Consider the following 18,583-nt stretch of genomic DNA (forward strand, 5'->3'; position numbering starts at 1 on the left):
GAGGAGTCGTTTCGTGATCAAACGCTCACTCGCGGCGGTGTCGCTGATCGCGACGCTGCTCGCCGGGACGCTGACGGGCTGCGCGGGCTCGGCCGAGGACCCGAACACGATCACCTACTGGGCCAGCAACCAGGGCGAGAGCGCCGAGCAGGACATGGAGATCTTGCACGACGAGCTGGCCCAGTTCACCGCCCAGACGGGCATCAAGGTGAACGTGGAGGTCATCGGCTGGTCGGATCTGCTGAACCGGATCCTGGGCGCGGCGACCTCCGGAGTGGGCCCGGACGTGGTGAACCTGGGCAACACCTGGGCGGCGTCGCTGCAGGCGACCGGCGCGTTCGTGCCGTTCGACGACGCGCTGATGCAGCGCTTCGGCGGCCGGGACAGGTTCTTGGCCAGCAGCATGAGCTCGACCGGCATGGCGGGCCAGGTCCCGACGTCGCTGCCGCTGTACGGGTTGAGCTACGGCGTGTTCTACAACAAGAAGCTCTTCGCCGAGGCGGGTGTGGCCCCGCCGCGCACCTGGGACGAGTTCGTCGCGGCGGCCGAGCGGCTGACCGATCCGGCGCGAAACCGCTGGGGGCTCACGGTCGCGGGCGCCAGCTACACCGAGAACTCGCACTTCGCCTTCATGTTCGCCCGCTGGGAGGGCGTCGACCTGATCACCCGGAACGGGCCGGAGTTCGACTCGCCCGGCGCGGTGGCCGCGGTGCAGCGCTACCTGGACCTGATGTCGACGCAGAAGGTGGTCAGCCCCGGGGACGCCGAGGAGGGCAACACCTCCAGCGCCGCCGAGGACTTCACCGACGGCAACGCGGCGATGCTCATCGCGCAGAACAGCGTGATCCCGACGCTGCAGGACAACGGGATGTCCGAGGACGCCTACGGGGTGGTGCGGCTCCCTGCACCCGATCCACTGCCACCGGGCGGGACTCCCGCGTTGAGCCACGTCGCGGGCTCCAACATCGCCGTGTTCGCCGACAGCCCGAAGCGGGAGCAGGCGCTGAAGCTGGTGGAGTTCCTGACCAGCAAGGACATCCAGGCCTCGTTGAACAAGAAGTACGGGACGCTGCCGGTGGTCACCGACGCCTACGACGATCCGGCGTTCCACACCGAGGAGGACGCGGTCTTCTCCGACGTCCTGGCCAACTACTCGGAGCCGGCACCGATGATCCCGACCGAAGCGCACTTCGAGACGACGGTGGGCTCGGCGATGCGGGACCTGTTCGCCGAGATCGCCACGGGACGCCAGGTCACCACCGATGACGTGCGGGCGGCGCTGGCCGACGCCGAGCAGAAGATGCGAGGTACCGGCGGATGACCAGTACTGCTGCCCCCTCCCCCGCCTCCACCGCGGCACCGCCGGAGCCTCCGGCGCGGCGCCGGTGGTCCCCCTCCCGGCGGATGCTGCCGTACCTGCTGGTGGCGCCGGCGCTGTGCTTCGAGCTGCTGGTGCACCTGCTGCCGATGCTCGGCGGGCTGTACATGAGCCTGCTGGAGCTGACCCAGTTCTACCTGCGGGACTGGTTGAACGCGCCGCTGGCGGGTGTGGCGAACTTCAGCTTCGCGCTGGACTTCAACAGCGCGGTCGGGGTGACGCTGCTGCGCTCGTTCGCGGTCACGGCGGGTTTTTCGGTGCTGACCGTGGGGCTGTCGTGGCTGCTGGGCGTGTTCGCCGCGACGCTGCTGCAGCGCTCCTTCCGGGGGCGCGCGGTGCTGCGGACGTTGTTCCTGGTGCCCTACGCGCTGCCGGTCTACACCGCGGCGATGATCTGGAAGTTCCTGCTGGACCAGGACGACGGCATGGTCAACGCGACCTTGGGCGGGCTGGGCCTCACCGACGGCCAGACGTTCTGGTTGCTGGGCGACAACGCGTTCCTGGCGACGGTGGCCACGGCGACGTGGCGGTTGTGGCCGTTCGCGTTCCTGGTGCTGATGGCGGGCATGCAGTCGATCCCGCACGACGTCTACGAGTCGGCGACGGTCGACGGCGCGGGGCTGTGGCAGCAGTTCCGCTCGATCACGCTGCCGATGCTGCGCCCGGTGAACCAGGTGCTGGTGCTGGTGCTGTTCCTGTGGACGTTCAACGACTTCAACGTGCCCTACATCCTGTTCGACAAGTCGGTGCCGAACGCCGCGAACCTGCTGTCGATCCACATCTACAACAACTCGTTCATCACCTGGAACTTCGGCCTGGGGTCGGCGATGTCGACCTTGCTGCTGCTGTTCCTGCTGGTCGTCACGGCCGGGTACCTGGCCTTCACATCGCGGAGGATGAAGGATGCCTGAGCCGAGGTGGTTCCGCGTCCTGCGGGTCGTGGGCCTGACGCTGCTGACCATGTTCACCGTCGTCCCGCTGTACGTGATGGTGACCTCGGCGCTGAAACCGCTGGGCGCTGTGCGGGACCGGTTCCAATGGCTGCCGGAGGACCTGACGTTCCAGCCGTTCATGGACATGTGGTCGACGATCGACCTGGCCGACTACTTCATCAACAGCGCGGTGGTGGCGCTGGGCGCGGCGCTGGTCTCGCTGACGCTGGCGATCCTGGCGGCCTACGCGGTGAGCCGCTACCGGTTCCGGGGCCGGGACGGGTTCCGGATCGTGGTGCTGTCGACGCAGATGTTCCCGGGCATCCTGTTCCTGCTGCCGCTGTACCTGATCTACGCGACGATCGGCCGCTACACAGGCATCGAGCTCTACGGCAGCCAGCTGGGGCTGATCGTGACGTACTTGACGTTCTCGCTGCCGTTCGCGATCTGGATGATGGTCGGCTACTTCGACACGATCCCGCGAGATCTGGACGAGGCGGCGCTGATCGACGGTGCGAGCCCGGTGGGCGCGTTGTGGCGGGTGGTGCTGCCCGCGGCGCGGCCGGGGATCGCCGCGGTGGGCATCTACGCGTTCATGACGGCCTGGGGCGAGACGTTGTTCGCCTCGATCATGACGGATTCGGATTCTCGGACGCTGGCGGTCGGTTTGCGCGAGTACTCCACGGAGACCTCGGTGTACTGGAACGAGGTGATGGCGGCGTCGCTGGTGGTCAGCATCCCGGTGGTCATCGGGTTCCTGGCGCTGCAGCGCTACTTGGCGCAGGGGTTGACGGCGGGTGCCGTGAAGTGAGCTGTGCTGTCTGAACGTGCCGTGCAGGTTCCATCGCTGCGGAAGGGTTCTCATGCGACGCAATACCGCCAAGGTGACGGTGGCCGGTCAGCCCCAGGTGTGGTTGGGGGCGAACTTCTGGTCGCGCACCGGTGGCCCGCTGATGTGGCGGAACTACTCGCCCGAAGTGGTGCGCGAGGAGCTGCGGGTGCTCCACGAGCACGGACTGCGGCAGACCAGGTCGTTCTTCTACTGGCCCGACTTCATGCCCGCACCGGGCTCGGTGGACGAGCAGAAGGTGGCGCACTACCGGGATTTCCTGGACGCGCACAGCGAGGTGGGCATGACCTCGATCCCCACGTTCATCGTCGGCCACATGTCCGGTGACAACTGGGACCCGGAGTGGCGCGGCGGCCGGGACCTCTACGCCGACGTGTGGCTGGTGTCCGAGCAGGCGTGGTTCGTGCAGCAGATGACCGAGCGCTTCGCCGGGCACCCGGCGGTGGCGGGCTGGTTGATCAGCAACGAGATGCCGATCTACGGCCGGCTGCGGCACGAGCCGAAGGCCCCGACGGAGCAGGTCAGCGCGTGGGCCCGGCTGATGGTGCAGGCGGTGCGCGCCGGCGGCGGCACGCAACCGGTGTCGCTGGGCGACGGCGCGTGGGGCATCGAGGTCACCGGGGTGGACAACGGGTTCTCGGTGCGCGAGACGGGCGCGATGGTGGACTTCGTGGGCCCGCACGTGTACCGGATCGACAGCGACCCGGTGCGCCAGCACCTGATCGCGGCGTTCATCTGCGAGCTGTCGGCGGTGGCGGGAAAACCGGTGGTGCTGGAGGAGTTCGGGCTCTCCAGCGACCAGGTGTCTCCGGAGAACGCGGCCCACTACTACCGGCAGACGCTGCACAACTCGCTGCTGGCGGGGTCGACGGGCTGGGTGGCGTGGAACAACACCGACTACGACGAGCTGATCGCGCAGGGCCCGTACTCGCACCACCCGTTCGAGATGCACTTCGGGATCACCGATCACACCGGAGCGCCGAAGCCGCCGCTGCGGGAGCTGGCGGCCTTCGCCGAGGTGCTGGAGCGGGTGGACTTCGCCCGGTGCGAGCGCAGTGACACGCGGGCGGCTCTGGTGGTGACCGAGTACCTGGAGCGCGGGTACCCGTTCACGCAGGACGACGACCGGCCGTTGATCTTCGACACGCTGCACCAGGCGTACGTGGCGGCGCGGGAGGCGGACCTGCCCGTGGGATTCACCCGCGAGCGCGACGGCATCGACGCCGACTGCGACCTGTACCTGCTGCCGTGCGTGAAGCAGGTACAGGGGCCCACCTGGCAGCGGCTGCGGCAGCGGGTCGCCGAGGGCGCGGTGCTGTACCTGTCGTACACGGCGGGTGAGGTGGGGCATCACCGGCAGCCGTGGATCCCCTACTTCGACGAGACCTTCGGGGTGCGCAAGGACATCACCTACGGGGTGGTCGACGAGGTGGTCGACGAGGAGGTGCGGTTGACCTTCGCCGAGGACTTCGGCGGCATCCAGCAGGGCGAGGTCCTGCGGTTCCGGGTGTCGGGCAACGAGCACAGCCGGTCGTTCCTGCCGGTAACGCCGGAGGGGGCGACGGTGGTGGCCACCGATGCCCGCGGCAACCCGGCGCTGCTGCGCTTCGCCACCGGTGCCGGCGAGGCGGTGCTGTGCACGTACCCGGTGGAGTTGTTCGCGGCGCGCAGCACGCGGGCCAACCCGGACGACAGCCACCGGCTCTACGCGGCGCTGGCCGACATCGCCGGGGTGGCGCGCGAGGTCGCGGTGGACGACCCGGGGGTGTTCGCCGACGTGCTGGTGCACGAGGACGGACGCCGGTTCGCGTGGCTGGTCAGCCAGCACGCCGAGGCCACGACGGTGGTTCCGCGCAGAGCGGGCTCGCTGCGGAGCCTGTCGGGTGAGCCGGTCTCGGAGGTGGCGTTGGCGCCGTTCGGCGTCGAGGTGCTCGAGCTGAAGTCCTGATGGCGTGGGGGGGGGGGGGGGGGGGGGGGGGGGCGAACGGCCCCCCCCCCCCCCCCCCCCCCGCGCACGGAAAACCCGGGGCGCGGCCTCTCCCCGCCGCTGCTCATGACAAGCGGTGCGCGAGCACGCATACTCCCGGTGACGTCAACGGCGACGGGATGGGGCGATGTCTCGCGAGATCAGCACGGTTGCGGACGGTTTCTCGTTCTTGGAGTGCCCGCGGTGGCACGACGGCAAGCTGTGGGTGTCGGACTTCTACACCGGCCGGGTGGTGGCCACCGACGGCCGCCGTGAGCCGGCGGTGCTCGCCGAGATCCCGGGCCAACCGGCCGGGCTGGGCTTCTTGCCGGACGGCCGAGCGCTGATCGCCTCGATGCGCGACAAGCGGTTGCTGGTCCGCGACGAGGAAGGCCGGTTGTCCGAGCACGCGGACCTGTCGCGGGTGGCGCCGGGCTTGCTCAACGACATGCTGGTCGACCAGCGCGGGCGGGCCTACGTCGGCAACTTCGGCTTCGACCTCATGGCCGGCGCCCCGATCCGCAGCACCGGCTTGGTGCGGGTCGATCCGGACGGGTCGGTGGCCGTGGTGGCCGAGGACCTGCGCTTCCCGAACGGGATGGTGCTGCTTCCGGGCGGCGTGCTGGTGGTGGCGGAAACGTTCGCGGGGCGGCTCACCGCCTTCGACGTCGGCGAGGACGGGTCGTTGCACGGCCGCAGGGTGTGGGCGGCCTTCGGCGAGGCCCCGGACACCGACGACGTGGAGCGGGCGTTGGGTGCGCTCGCGGTGGGCCCGGACGGCCTCTGCGCGGACGCCGAGGGCGCGATCTGGGTGGCCGACGCCCTCAACGCCCGGGTGCTGCGGGTCCGCGAGGGCGGTGAGATCGCCGACGAGATCCCCACGGGACTGGGTGTTTTCGCCTGCATGCTGGGTGGTGCGGACGGGCGGACGCTGTTCCTGTGCACGGCGCCGTCGTTCGCCGAGCACGAGCGCCGCCCGGTCCGCGAGGCCGAGCTGCGCGCGGTGCGCGTCGAGGTGCCGCACGCCGGTCTGCCGTGATGGGTGCGGGGCCGGCCGCCTGCGCCGAGGGCCGGCCCCGAGCGGGCTACGCCGCGGACTCCTCGGTTCGAGGGGCGGATTCCGGGACGTAGCCGCGATTTCCGCGGGTGGCCACGATGGTGACCACGGCCGCGATGGTGGCGGCGGCTCCGGCGAGGACGCCCGCGTACCGGGTCGCGGCCGGCGGCACCGCGATCGATCCGGACGTGATCGCCCAGCTGCTGACCAGGACGCGTCCGGGACCGGGATTGGACCGGTTGAGCCCGCGCGAGCGCGACGTGCTGGCGCTGATGGCGGAGGGGTTGGGCAACGCGGCGATCGCCGAGCGGCTGGTGGTCACCGAGGGCGCGGTGCACAAGCACATCCGCAGCATCTTCGCGAAGTTGGACCTGCCGCCGGATGATCGCGCGGATCGCCGGGTCACGGCGGTGCTGAGCTACTTGGAGCGCTCTCCGTCGCGGCCGCGATGACCGGGGATGTCGTACTCGTCGCGCCTGCCGCACATGCCGAACCCGCCGCGCCGGGCGGGTTCGGTCACGGTGACGCGGGCGTCGTCGAGGTGGCGGGGGTCGCCTTCGGCGAGGGCGCGGAGCTGGTCGCCGGTGCGCTCGGCGGCGCGCAGGGCTCCGTTGCGCCAGCGCGGCACCCAGTCGGCGATCTTGGCCGCGACGAGCTTCGCGGCGGCGCGGTGGAATTCGCGCAGCGGTCCGCTGTCGCCGTCGAGCAGCGCTTCGCGCAGTTCGAGGTAGCCGGTGACGGCGAGGTCGCGCCGCCGCCGGGCGGCGAGCTCGGCTTCGGGGCCTTCTTTCGCGGGCAGCGCGGCTGCTTCGGCGTAGCTGTCGGGGTCGGCGAGCACCGGTGGCGGGAAGGTGAACACGGCGTCGCCGGCTTCGGGCAGTCCGTTGTTCTCCATGATCACGGTGACGCGCAGTCCGGAGCCTTCGACCATGCGGTGCACGGCGCCGGGTTCGAACCACGCGATCACGCCTGGTTCGAGGGGTGTTTCGCGATATCCGGCGACGGTGAGGGTGTGCACGGCGCCGGTGCCGCCGGTGACGACGTAGGCCTCCGAGCAGGTGAGGTGGATGTGCGGGCTGCCGCCGCACACGTCGTCGGCGGCGGGCCAGTCGTAGGCGCGCAGGTGGGAGATCCCGACGGCTCCGGGCAGCGGGTGCGGCTCGTTCACGTGTCCTCCCACGGGTTGTCGGCGATGACGGCCTCGAGCTGCGGGCGGGTGCGGGCCCCGTCGAACACCAGCAGCCGGTAGGCCAGGCGCAGGGTGTCGCCGTCGGCGAGCTCCAGCGGCCGGTGGAACGCCAGCGAAGGGTTGACCACGGGGAACGGTTGGCTGCGCACGAACCAGCGCGGGTCGGGCACGGGGTTGCCCGGGTGGTGCAGGAACAGCAGCGTGGAGGTGCGGTCGGTGCCGTCGTGGACGCCGGTGAACGCCAGCCACGGCGCGGCGGTGCCCATCATCTCCTCGGCCGAGTCGCCGCCGGGTGAGGTGACCGCTCCCCCGGTGAACGAGCGCGGCCCGCGCCAGAAGAAGCCGCAGTAGCCGGCGAGTTGCCGCCCGAACACGGTGGGGCTGGCGAACTCCAGCGGCTGTCCGCGCACGTTGGTCAGCCGGCTCCGCACCTCCAGCTGCCACCCGCCTCGATCGCCTGGGACGAAACCGGCGCGAACGCTGCGGTTCTCGTCCACCCAGCGCTGCCCGTCGGCGGTGATCCAGTCGACGTCCTCGACGAATCCCGGTCGTGCGCCGTCGCGGAGCGACTGGAAGTCGCGGTGCCGCAGTGCTCCGACGTTGGGCAGGTCGACGTATCCGGTGCCGGGGGCGCCGGGCGTGTAGGTGCCGCCGCCCCAGAAGTTCTGGCCGGACAGGTGGGAGGCGGTCATCGCCAGGCCTTTGTGCCAGCGGTGGTCGTGCGGCCGGTGCCCGGTGACGATCTCGCCGTTGAGGTCGCGCAGCGGGTGGAAGTGGGGTGCCGGGCACTCCCGCGCCGGGGTGGCGTCGCGGTAGGTGTAGCGGAGGAGTTCGACGTCGCGGGCGCGCACGCTGATGCCGGAGCCCATTTCGTGCACCACGGTCATGGTTTCGGTGGTCGCGGCTCGTCCGTTGTCGGTGTGCTCGGGCGCCGTCCCGGTCATGCCGTGCTTCCCTCCTCGGTCCCGGAGGGCACCCAGCCGGGCGTGTTGCCGTGCAGGTGGTGGTAGAAGGGGTCGTCGGGGGTGAGCTCGTGGCGGCCGACGGTGCGGCCGGTGAACGCCGACTCGTAGAGCGCGGTGACGAGTTCGAGGGTGCGGCGCGCGCTGTCGCCGCTGGCGGGTGGCCTGCGTCCGGTGTCCATTGCCTCGAGCAGGAGGTCGAGCTGGGCGGTGTGGGAACTGCGGACCTGGGCCGGTGGGGTGCGCCAGCGGCGGATGCGGTCGGGGTCGGTGACGTGCGGTGCCGGGGTGTAGCGCCAGTCGGCGTTGCCGTAGCCGTAGAGGTGGGTGAGTTCGACGGTGGCGTCGGTGCAGTCGATGCGCAGGTAGCTCTCCTCGCGCGGGCAGAGCACGCTGTTGACCACGGAGGCCAGGGCGCCGCTGGCGAAGCGCACGGTGGCCATCGAGACGTCTTCGGTGTCGACGTCGCGGTCGAGTCGTGCGGTGACGGCGTGGATCTCGGCCCAGTCGCCGAGCAGCTCGAGCAGCAGGTCCATCTGGTGGATGCCGTGTCCCACGGTGGGCCCGCCGCCTTCGGTGTGCCAGCGCCCGCGCCACGGCACCTGGTAGTAGGCGTGGTCGCGGAACCAGGTGGTGCGGCAGTCGGCGACGAGGGGCCGTCCCAGCTGCCCTTCGGCGAGCAGCCGCGCGGCGTGGCGTCCGGCGGAGCCGAACCGGTGCTGGCAGACCACGGAGGCGTAGGGACCGCCGTCGCGTTCGGCTTCGCTGATGCGGTCGTGCTCGGCCAGCGACAGGCAGGCGGGTTTTTCGACCAGCACCCACGCCCCGGCGCGCAGGGAGTGCACGACGGCGTCGACGTGCGCGAACGGCGGTGTGCACACGTGCACCAGGTCGGGTTCCTCGGCGGCCAGCATCTCGGCGGTGCTGCGGTAGCCGCGCGGGACGCGGTGGGTGTCCCGGAACCGCGCGAGGCGCTCGGGGTCGACGTCGACGGCGGCGACGACCTGGATGCGGTCCGCGGCGGAGCGCAACGCCGGCAGGTGGCGCTGCTCGGCGATGCCACCGGTGCCGATCACCGCGGCGCGCAGTTTCGGCGTGCCGTTCATCCGCGCCTCCCGCTCCGGTGCGTGCTGCGGATCGTGCCGAGTGCGGCGAGAGAGGGCCCGGCGGTGACCGCCGTGCGCACGAACTCCCGGTGCGGAGAACGCTACGAACCCGTTTCCCCGCCGTCAACTGGTGCTCCGGTCGGCGGCCTGCCCCTGTCCGCCGACCGGAGCGGTTTCACTTGCCCGCGCCCGCGGTGAGTCCGGCGATCATGAACCGGCGGCCGAGGACGTAGAGCACCAGCACGGGGATCGCGGAGAGCACGACGCCGGCCATGATGGCGGGGACGTTGACCGTGTACTGGCCTTGGAACTGCCACAGCATCACCGGCAGCATGGCGGTCTCCTCCCGCTGGGTGAGGATGAGCGGGAACAGCAGCCCGTTCCACACCTGCAGTGCCTGGTAGATGCCCACGGCCAGCAGGGCCGGTCGCGACAGCGGGAGCACGAGGTCCACCAGCACGCGGAACTGCCCGGCACCGTCGAGGCACATCGATTCGTAGAGCTCCTCGGGGATGTCGCGCAGGAAGTTGCTCAGGATCAGCACCGACAGCGGCATGGCGAAGGCGATGGCGGGCAGGATGATGGCCAGCAGGCTGTCGTAGAGCCCGGCTTCGACGATCATCACGTAGACCGGGATGATCGTGGCTTGCAGCGGGATCGCCAAGCCCGCCAGGAACATCCGGAACAACCACTGGTGGCGCCGCCGCTTGCCGCGCACGACGACGTAGGCGGCGGGCAGGGCGGTCGCCAGCACCACGACGACGGTGAGCCCGGTGGTGAGCAGGCTGTTGAACAGGAACTTGAAGAACCCGTCGGAGAACACCAGCCCGTAGTTCTCCAGCGTCGGGGAACCCGGCAGCGACAGCGGGTTGTCGGTGACGGCTGCTTCTTCGCCGCGCAGGCTGGTGACCACCACGTAGTACAGCGGGATGGCCACGACCAGCGCCCACAGCAGGGCGGCGGCGTTGGGCAGCAGGCCTCTGGTTCGCAGCATCACGCGCCCTCCTGCTCGCTGCGCATCCGGGCGAAGCCGGAGTACTTGGTCAGTCCCAGCGACAGGGCGGTGCCGAGCGCCACCAGCAGCAGCGCGATCGCGCTGGCGTAGCCGAGCTGGTACTGCTGGAAGCCGGTGACGTACATGTTCACCGGCAGGATCCGGGTGGCGTCACCGGGGCCGCCTTCGCTGAGCACGTAGAACAGGTCGAAGTAGGTCAGCGAGCCGACCAGCATCAGGGTGCTGGAGGTGACGATGGTGTTGCGCAGTTGCGGCAGGGTGATGAGGAAGAACCGCTGCACGGGTCCGGCGCCGTCGAGTTCGGCGGCTTCGTAGAGCTGGGCGGGGATCTGCCGCACGCCTGCTTGGTAGATGAGCGTGTGGAACGGGATGAACTGCCAGGACACCACGAAGATGAGGGTGTGGAGGGCGAAGTCGGCGTCGCCGAGGAGGTTCAGGCCGGGCAGGCCGAGCGCGGGCAGCACGCCGAATTCGGGGTCGACGAGGTTGCGCCACACGATGCCGATGCCGGTGGACGACAGCACCAGCGGCAGGAAGAACAGCGCGGCGAGCACGGCCCGGTGCTTCTGCTGTCCGGCGACGTAAACGCCGAGCAGGATGCTGATGGGTGTTTGCACGACCCAGCACAGGATCATCACCTGCAGCGACACCCACACCGAGTGCCACATGCCGGAGTCGGTGGCCAGTTCGCTCCAGTTGCCCAGGGCGTTGAGGCTGGGCGAGCTGATGCCGTTCCAGTCCATCATGGACAGCACGATCACCACGACGATGGGTGCGATGACGAACGCGGCGAAGAACACCAGGGCGGGTGCGGCGAACCAGGTGGAGGGTTCGGTCCAGTGCCGCGCGGAGCGGCTCGGGGGTTCGGTGGTGGCGGGTGGCGCGGGGCGCAGTGCCTCGGTGGCGGTCATCTCGAGGACTCCTCCATCAGCTGGGAGAACTCTTCCGGGCTGATCTGGTCGAGGAACAGCTTCTGCAGGTTGATCAGCACGTTCTGGGCGGGCCCGGGTGGCAGTGCCTGGTCCCAGGACTGCTGGAAGTGGGGCGCGTTCTTGGCCAGCTCGTAGACGAAGGTCATGTAGTCGGCGTCTTCGGAGGCGCGCAGCTGGTCCTCGATGCCGGTCACCGGTGGCACGTCGCCGCGTTCGAGGGTGCCCCGGGTGAACTCGGGGCTGGACAGCTCTCGCCGCAGGAACTCCACCGAGGCTTGCTGGTCGGGTCCGCTGGTGGCGGACATGAAGGTGGTGGGGTTGCCGACGAGGTTGTCGGGGTCGCCCTTGCCGCCTTCGACGGCGGGGAACTGCGCCCAGCCGAGGTGGCCTTCGCGGACCCACTTCTCGTCGTCGCCGAGCAGGTCGGAGTACCCGGAGCCGAGGTGGACCATCATGGCTGCGCGCCCGCTGGCGAGCAGGGTGCGCTGCTGGCCGAGTTCGGCGCTGGTGGAGGCGAAGGCGTTGCCGAACGCTCCCCTGCGCACGAGGTCCTGCAGCATGGTGTTGGCCTTGATGATGTCGGGGTTGAGCCAGGCGCCGGGCTTGCCGTCTAGGACGGTTCGGAAGGCTTCGGGACCGGCGACGCGGTCGACGATGGCCTCTTCCCACATCAGGTAGGTCCAGGAGTCGGCGCCGCCGAGCGAGATCGGCAGGTACCCGGCCTGCTGGAGCTTGGGGATCTGGTCGAGCAGTTCGTTCCAGGTGCGCGGCGGCTGCAGGCCGGTCTTGGCGTAGACGTCCTTGTTGAAGTACAGCAGCACGGGCTGGATGCCGCCGATGGGGATGCCGTAGGTGCCGCCGTGGATGTCGACGGGGCTCATGACGCTGGGCAGGAAGTTGTTGCGCCACTCGGGGTGTTCGCGCATGGCGGGCGCGAGGTCGGCGACCTTGCCGGCGTTGATGAACGCCTGCAGCGCTCCCCCGCCCCAGCCGAAGAACGTGTCGGGTGGGGTGCCCGATCCCATCGAGACCCAGAGCTTGTTCTTGTAGGGGTCGTTCTGGAAGAACTGGGTTTGCACGCGGCGGCCGGTTCGCTGCTGGAACTTCTGGGCCTCGCCGGGCATGAGCTCTTCTTCGCCGCCGCCGCTGATCGCCCACGTGGTGACCACGTCGGCGCTGCCTTCGCTGGGCGGTAGCAGCACGGCGCAGCCGGTCGAGGTCAGGGCGAGCGCCAGCGTCGCCCCCATCGCGCACAGACGTCGCAGTCCACGCATGGTCACTCCCGTCGCACCGTTGCGGACTCCTCCGGAGTTCCGGCGGCGGTGTGCACGCGGTCACACCGGGCTGCCGGACGGCGAGACGGTACCGCGCCGGCCGAGCGAACGACAAGGCTGAGTTTCCAAAACTTTCAGGCTTCCGCCGTGCTGCGAATTGGTGGGATTCGCGCAGGACTTTCGGCGAACGATGTGGCAACCTGTCGACCGTTACACCCCGGTGACCGGACCTCGCTGCCGAAATGTTTCGAAAGCGTCGTCCGGACGTTCGCCCAACCACGACGGGAGTCGCAGCACATGCCGCAGTCGCGCCCGACCGACGACCGCCAGCCCTACCGCGATCCCGCACTACCGGTCGAGGAGCGGGTCGCCGATCTGGTGTCCCGCATGACGCTGGAGGAGAAGCTCAACCAGCTCGTCGGGATGTGGATCTACGTCTCCGGCGCGGAGGAGCGCGTCGCGCCGCACCAGGAGGACTTCGCCGACGACACCCCGCCCTGGGACGAGATGATCAAGAGCGGTCTCGGGCAGCTCACCCGCGTGTTCGGCAGCGCCCCCATCGCCCCCGCCGACGGCGCCGCCGCCCTGACCCGCCTGCAGCGGGAGATCACCGGCTCCAGCCGGTTCGGCATCCCCGCCGTGGCGCACGAGGAGTGCCTGGCCGGGTTCACCGCCTGGGGCGCCACCGCCTACCCGGTCCCGCTGTCCTGGGGCGCCTCGTTCGACCCGCAGCTGGTCGGCGAGATGGCCGCGAGCATCGGCGCCGACATGCGCTCGGTGGGCGTGCACCAAGGCCTGGCTCCCGTGCTGGACGTGGTGCGGGACCTGCGGTGGGGCCGGGTCGAGGAGACCATCGGCGAGGACCCGTACCTGATCGGCAGCATCGGATCCGCCTACGTCGCGGGCCTGGAGTCCAGCGGGATCGTGGCCACCCTCAAGCACTTCGCCGGCTACTCGGCCTCACGCGCGGGCCGCAACCTGGCGCCGGTGAGCATGGGTGCCCGCGAGTTCGCCGACGTGGTGCTGCCGCCGTTCGAGATGGCCCTGCGCCTGGGCGGCGCCCGATCGGTGATGCACTCCTACACCGACGTCGACGGCATGCCCTCGGCCGCCGACGAAGCCCTGCTGACCGATCTGCTGCGCGACGAGCTGGGTTTCACCGGCACCGTGGTCGCCGACTACTTCGGTGTGTCGTTCCTGCACAAGCTGCACGGCGTCGCCGACGGCCCGGGCACGGCCGGTGCGGCGGCGCTGCGCGCCGGGGTGGACGTGGAGCTGCCCAACGCCCGCTGCTACGTCGAACCGCTGGCGCGCCTGGTGCGCACGGGCGAGGTCGACGAATCCCTGGTGGACCGGGCGCTGTCGCGGGTGCTGGGCCAGAAGGTCGAGCTGGGCCTGCTGGACCCGGACTGGTCACCGGAGGTGGACCGGCCGCGCGAGTTCGACTCCGCGCCCAACCGGGCGCTGGCGCGGCGGCTGGCCGAGGAGTCGGTGGTGCTGGTGACCAACGACGGGACGCTGCCGGTGCGCGAGCCGGGCCGGGTCGCGGTGGTGGGCCCGCTGGCCGATGATCCCTTCGCGCTGCTGGGCTGCTACTCGTTCCCGGCGCACATCGGGGTGTCCTACCCGGACTGGCCGAACGGCATCGAGCTGCCGACCTTCCGCGACGAGATCGCCCGGGTCGCCGCGCACGTCGACCACGTCAAGGGCTGCGACCTCCCCGAGGGCGGCGCTGATTTCGAGGCCGCGCGCAACGCCGCCGCGGGCGCCGACCTGTGCGTGGCGGTGGTGGGCGACCGGGCCGGCCTGTTCGGCCGCGGCACCTCCGGCGAGGGGTGCGACGCCGCCGACCTGCGGTTGCCCGGCGAGCAGGAAGCGCTGGTGGAGGAGCTGCTGGAGACCGGGACGCCGGTGGTGCTGGTGGTCTCCAGCGGTCGCCCGTACGCGCTGGGGAAGCTGGCGGATCGGGCCGCGGCGGTGGTGCAGGTGTTCTTCCCGGGCGAGGCCGGTGCGGCGGCGCTGACCGGGGTGCTCACCGGCGAGGTGAACCCGTCGGGCCGGTTGCCGGTGTCGATCCCGGCGACCCCGGGCGGCAACCCGGGCACCTACCTGACCGCTCCCCTGGGCGCGGTCAGCGAGGTGAGTTCGCTGGACCCGACGGCGCTGTTTCCGTTCGGCCACGGCCTGTCCTACACCAGCTTCGCCTACTCGGACCTGGCGATCAGCGCCGAGGAGGTGCCCACCGACGGCGCGGTGGACGTCTCGTGCACGGTCACCAACACCGGCGACCGCGACGGCGACGAGGTCGTGCAGCTGTACCTGCGGGACCCGGTCGCGCAGGTGACCCGGCCGGTGCGCCAGCTGGCCGGTTTCAGCCGGGTTTCGGTACCCGCCGGGCAGAGCCGGAGGGTGTCGTTCCTGCTGCACGCCGACCGCACCGCCTACTCGGGTGCGCGCGGGCGCCGCATCGTCGACCCCGGGCTGATCGAGGTGCACGTGGGCGGCGACAGCGCGAAACCGCGGCTGTCCGGTGAGTTCCGCCTGGTCGGCGAGGTGCGCGAGGTCGGAGCTGACCGGGTGCTGGACACTCCGGTGACGGTGTCGTCATGACGTGATCGGGTGTGGGCGGCAGTCCCGAAAGTTTCAGGTACGGTGGCGTCGGTCGAGCGAGGAGGCACGGTGGCAGAGGCGAAGAAGAATCGCGTGACGATCAGCGACATCGCGCGCGAGGCCGGAGTCTCGGTCCCGACGGTGTCGAAGGTCCTCAACGGACGCCCGGAGGTCGCCGCCCACACCCGCGAGCGGGTCGAGAAGCTCATCACCCGCTACAACTACTCACGCCGCGCCAGCCACGGCAGCGGCCGGGCGGGCTTGATCGACCTGGTCTTCCACACCCTCGACAACGAGTGGGCGCTGGAGATAGTGCGCGGCGTCGAGAGCGTCACCCACGACGCCGGGGTGGGCATGGTGGTCTCGGCGGCGCACGACGGCCGCAAGACCGAGCGCGCGTGGCTGGACAACCTCACCTCGCGGCGGTCGGACGGGATCATCCTGGCGGTCACCGAGCTCGGCCCGCGCCACGCCGAGCAGCTGCACGGGCTCGGCGTGCCGGTGATCATCATCGATTCACTGGGGCAGCCGGACCCGCGGGTGGCCTCGGTGGGCGCGACGAACTGGAGCGGTGCCCGCGCGGCCGTCGAACACCTGGTGGAGCTGGGCCACCGGCGGATCGGGTTCATCGGCGGCCCCCCGCAGTTGCAGTGCTCGGTGGCGCGCCTCGACGGCTATCGCTCGGCGCTGATGGCCGCCGGCATCGCCGTGGAGGACCAGCTGATCGTCGACGGCGACTTCACCCACGACCGGGGCCAGGAGGCCGCGGGCGAACTGCTGGCGCTGCCCGAGCCGCCGTCGGCGATCTTCGCGGCCAACGACCAGCAGGCCTTGGGCGCCTACCGGGCGGCCGAGCAGCGCGGGCTGCGCATCCCCGACGACCTCAGCGTCGTCGGTTTCGACAACCTGCCGATGTCGCAGTGGATCTCCCCCGCGCTGACCACCGTCGACCAGCCGGTCGCGACGATGGCCGCCGAGGCGGCGCGGATGGTGTTGCGCCACGCCGAAACCGGCCGGTTCGACACCAACCGCGTCGAGCTCGCCACCGACCTGGTCGTGCGCGGCAGCACCGGGCCGGCGAGCGGGTCCTGACCGGCGGTCGCCGCCCGGCCACGCCGCGCATGCGGGGCCAGATCACATGTCCACCGGGAAATATCGCCGCCCCGCGCGGCGTTGCCACGATTGACCGGGGCGCGGTGCTCCGGCGCGTGGCGCGTGTGGAAAGGCTGATCCTGCCGTGACTGTGGCTCTCTCCGTTCTCGATCTGGCGCACATCGGCGACGGGGAGACCGCCGCGGACAGCTTCACCGCGAGCGTCGACATGGCCCAGCGCGCCGAACGCTGGGGCTACCACCGCATCTGGTACGCCGAGCACCACAACATGCCGACCATCGCCTCCTCGGCGACCAGCGTGCTGATCGGCCACGTCGCCGCGCAGACCAGCACGATCCGGCTGGGCGCGGGCGGCATCATGCTGCCGAACCACTCGCCGCTGACCATCGCCGAGCAGTTCGGCACGCTGGAGACGTTGTTCCCGGGCCGCATCGACCTCGGGCTGGGGCGCGCGCCGGGCAGCGATCAGCGCACGATGCGCGCGCTGCGCCGCGACCCCACCTCGGCCGATTCGTTCCCGCAGGACGTGCTGGAGCTGCAGGGCTACCTGGCCGGCGAGTCCCGCATCGCCGGCGTCAACGCCACCCCGGGCTACGGCACGAACGTTCCGCTGTACGTGCTGGGTTCGTCGATGTTCGGCGCTCAGCTGGCCGCTCTGCTGGGCTTGCCGTACGCGTTCGCCTCGCACTTCGCGCCGGACGCGCTGGAGGCGGCGACCTCGCACTACCGGTGCGAGTTCCAGCCGTCGGCGCAGTTGTCGGAGCCGTACGTGATCGCCGGGGTGAACGTGATCGCCGCCGACACCACCGAGCACGCCGAGCAGCAGCTGCAAGCGGCCAAGCGCTACCGGGCGCGGCGGATGCTGGCGCAGGGACGCGACCTCAACGACGGGGAGGTCGACGCGCTGCTGGCCTCGCCCGCCGGTCGCCAGGTCGAGTCCATGACCCGCTACACCGCTGCGGGCACTCCGGCGGAGGTGGACGACTACCTCGCCAAGTTCGCCAAGCAGGCGCAGGCCGATGAGCTGATGGTGGTCTCCTCCGCGGTCGACCGCACCGCCTGGCTCCGATCCCTGGAGCTGCTGGCGGAGGTCCGCGACCTGGGCGACTGACCGTCGATCGGGATTTCACCGCGCGTCCGGGGCCGGCCTCGTCGGCCGGCCCCCGACGGCGGTCACCCGTTGAGCTTCGACTCGAGCTGGTCGGCGAGCTTGTTCATGATCTTGGCGTAGCTCGGGTAGCTCATCGGAGCGACGGCGTCCCACTCGGCGAAGCGCCCGGCAGCGGCCGCGGGCGTGGCGGCGAAGACGGGGTTCTGCTTCATCTGGTCCGGTGTCATCGACGCCGAGCGGGCGTCCCACAGCATGATGTCGCCCGGGTAGGCGTTGGCCTTCTCCCAGGACAGGCGCTCGTAGTAGCCGCCGCTGGCGGGATCGGGGTTGTTCGGCGTGGTGATCGGCAGCCCGAGTTCCTTGACGTAGTAGTCCAGGTCGGGGTTGCGGGCGGGCACGACGACGAAGAACTCCTCCTTGGTGCCGCCGATCGCCAGGATGGACTTGCCCTCGGCCTTCATCCGGGCGCCGAGGGCGCGCAGCCGGTCGGCGGCGGCGTTGAAGGCCTGCTCGTCGACCTTGACCTTCGGTGATTCCACGTCGGCGCCCAGCGCCCGGGCGAGCTGCTCGTACTTGCCGATGGCTTCCGGTAGCGCGATCCCCGACTGCTGCACGCCCAGGGTCGGCACGATCTCCTTGACCTTCTGCTCCTGGTCCTCCACCAGGTGCCACAGCCCCGGGTATTCCGCGTACTTGCCGCTGACCAGCAGGTCGGGCTGCAGCGAGGTCAGCCGTTCCAGGTTGATCTCGCCGTACCCGGCGCCGGTGACGTCGGCGACCTGCTTGGGATCGAGGCCACCGGCTTCGGGTTCGACGGAGCCGTCGTCGCGCACCAGGGGCCCGAAGGTCCCGGCGATCTTCACCCCGAAGTCCTGCAGCGCAGCACCGGCGGAGACCTGGGCGACGATCTGCTGCGGGCGTTCGGGCCGGGTCACCGCGATGCCGCGGTCATCGGTGTAGGACCAGCCCGTGCCGGTCTGCTGCTCGGACTGCGATGATCCGCACGCGGACAGCGTGCCGATGGCGGCGAGCGAGACCGCGGCGAGTGCCGCGGCCCGGATCGAGTGACGCAAGGTCGACCTCCCCAT

At 70.6% G+C, this 18,583-nt stretch carries 15 protein-coding genes and 1 pseudogene; 9 read left to right on the forward strand and 7 right to left on the reverse strand.

The window, feature by feature from the left end; all coding sequences use genetic code 11:
• The first annotated feature begins 13 nt into the window (after positions 1-13).
• From R4I43_RS20995 to R4I43_RS21020, 6 genes and pseudogenes are all read left to right on the forward strand, one after another.
• On the forward strand, positions 14-1,321 hold the full coding sequence (locus R4I43_RS20995) for an extracellular solute-binding protein (protein WP_324267375.1): 1,308 nt from the start codon (positions 14-16) through the stop codon (positions 1,319-1,321).
• The gene (locus R4I43_RS21000; protein WP_324267376.1) at positions 1,318-2,289 is read left to right on the forward strand and encodes a carbohydrate ABC transporter permease; all 972 of its coding nucleotides are present in this window, start codon (positions 1,318-1,320) and stop codon (positions 2,287-2,289) included. Before R4I43_RS20995 ends, R4I43_RS21000 begins: the two co-directional genes overlap by 4 nt.
• Positions 2,282-3,121: a carbohydrate ABC transporter permease gene (locus tag R4I43_RS21005; RefSeq protein ID WP_324267377.1), complete on the forward strand. Its 840-nt coding sequence runs from the start codon at positions 2,282-2,284 to the stop codon at positions 3,119-3,121. The genes R4I43_RS21000 and R4I43_RS21005 overlap by 8 nt, the downstream gene beginning before the upstream one ends.
• A 52-nt stretch (positions 3,122-3,173) precedes the next feature.
• Positions 3,174-5,108: a cellulase family glycosylhydrolase gene (locus R4I43_RS21010; RefSeq protein ID WP_324267378.1), complete on the forward strand. Its 1,935-nt coding sequence runs from the start codon at positions 3,174-3,176 to the stop codon at positions 5,106-5,108.
• Between the two features lie 166 nt (positions 5,109-5,274).
• On the forward strand, positions 5,275-6,165 hold the full coding sequence (locus R4I43_RS21015) for an SMP-30/gluconolactonase/LRE family protein (RefSeq protein ID WP_324267379.1): 891 nt from the start codon (positions 5,275-5,277) through the stop codon (positions 6,163-6,165).
• 170 nt (positions 6,166-6,335) lie between these two features.
• Positions 6,336-6,635 (forward strand): annotated as a pseudogene (locus R4I43_RS21020) (helix-turn-helix domain-containing protein); the annotation flags it as partial.
• Here the strand turns inward: R4I43_RS21020 and R4I43_RS21025 are convergent.
• The 6 genes from R4I43_RS21025 to R4I43_RS21050 form a co-directional block, all read right to left on the reverse strand.
• The gene (locus R4I43_RS21025; RefSeq protein ID WP_324267380.1) at positions 6,602-7,351 is read right to left on the reverse strand and encodes a cupin domain-containing protein; all 750 of its coding nucleotides are present in this window, start codon (positions 7,349-7,351) and stop codon (positions 6,602-6,604) included. The pseudogene R4I43_RS21020 and the gene R4I43_RS21025 overlap by 34 nt on opposite strands.
• Positions 7,348-8,316 carry a DUF6807 domain-containing protein gene (locus R4I43_RS21030; RefSeq protein WP_324267381.1) on the reverse strand — a complete coding sequence of 323 codons (969 nt, stop codon included), beginning with the start codon at positions 8,314-8,316 and terminating at the stop codon, positions 7,348-7,350. Before R4I43_RS21030 ends, R4I43_RS21025 begins: the two co-directional genes overlap by 4 nt.
• Positions 8,313-9,440, reverse strand: a complete 1,128-nt coding sequence (locus R4I43_RS21035) for a Gfo/Idh/MocA family protein (protein ID WP_324267382.1) — start codon at positions 9,438-9,440, stop codon at positions 8,313-8,315. The genes R4I43_RS21030 and R4I43_RS21035 overlap by 4 nt, the downstream gene beginning before the upstream one ends.
• 175 nt (positions 9,441-9,615) lie before the next feature.
• A complete protein-coding gene (locus tag R4I43_RS21040; RefSeq protein WP_324267383.1) occupies positions 9,616-10,434 on the reverse strand; it encodes a carbohydrate ABC transporter permease in 819 nt (272 codons plus the stop codon).
• Positions 10,434-11,366 carry a carbohydrate ABC transporter permease gene (locus R4I43_RS21045; protein WP_324267384.1) on the reverse strand — a complete coding sequence of 311 codons (933 nt, stop codon included), beginning with the start codon at positions 11,364-11,366 and terminating at the stop codon, positions 10,434-10,436. The genes R4I43_RS21040 and R4I43_RS21045 overlap by 1 nt, the downstream gene beginning before the upstream one ends.
• Positions 11,363-12,661, reverse strand: coding sequence for an ABC transporter substrate-binding protein (locus R4I43_RS21050; protein WP_324267385.1), 1,299 nt, complete (start codon positions 12,659-12,661; stop codon positions 11,363-11,365). Before R4I43_RS21050 ends, R4I43_RS21045 begins: the two co-directional genes overlap by 4 nt.
• Before the next feature lie 297 nt (positions 12,662-12,958).
• Here R4I43_RS21050 and R4I43_RS21055 point away from each other — a divergent pair, with 297 nt between their 5' ends.
• The 3 genes from R4I43_RS21055 (at position 12,959) to R4I43_RS21065 (ending at position 17,495) form a co-directional block, all read left to right on the forward strand.
• A complete protein-coding gene (locus R4I43_RS21055) occupies positions 12,959-15,271 on the forward strand; it encodes a beta-xylosidase/alpha-l-arabinosidase (protein ID WP_324267386.1) in 2,313 nt (770 codons plus the stop codon).
• A gap of 69 nt (positions 15,272-15,340) precedes the next feature.
• Entirely contained in the window at positions 15,341-16,363 is a 1,023-nt protein-coding gene (locus tag R4I43_RS21060; RefSeq protein WP_324267387.1) for a LacI family DNA-binding transcriptional regulator, read from the forward strand.
• A 145-nt stretch (positions 16,364-16,508) separates the two neighbouring features.
• Positions 16,509-17,495: an LLM class flavin-dependent oxidoreductase gene (locus tag R4I43_RS21065; RefSeq protein WP_324267388.1), complete on the forward strand. Its 987-nt coding sequence runs from the start codon at positions 16,509-16,511 to the stop codon at positions 17,493-17,495.
• 62 nt (positions 17,496-17,557) lie between these two features.
• Here the strand turns inward: R4I43_RS21065 and R4I43_RS21070 are convergent, their stop codons facing one another.
• Positions 17,558-18,568: an ABC transporter substrate-binding protein gene (locus tag R4I43_RS21070; RefSeq protein ID WP_324267389.1), complete on the reverse strand. Its 1,011-nt coding sequence runs from the start codon at positions 18,566-18,568 to the stop codon at positions 17,558-17,560.
• Positions 18,569-18,583: the final 15 nt, after the last annotated feature.

Source organism: Saccharopolyspora mangrovi, from assembly GCF_035320975.1.
Lineage (GTDB): Bacteria > Actinomycetota > Actinomycetes > Mycobacteriales > Pseudonocardiaceae > Saccharopolyspora > Saccharopolyspora mangrovi.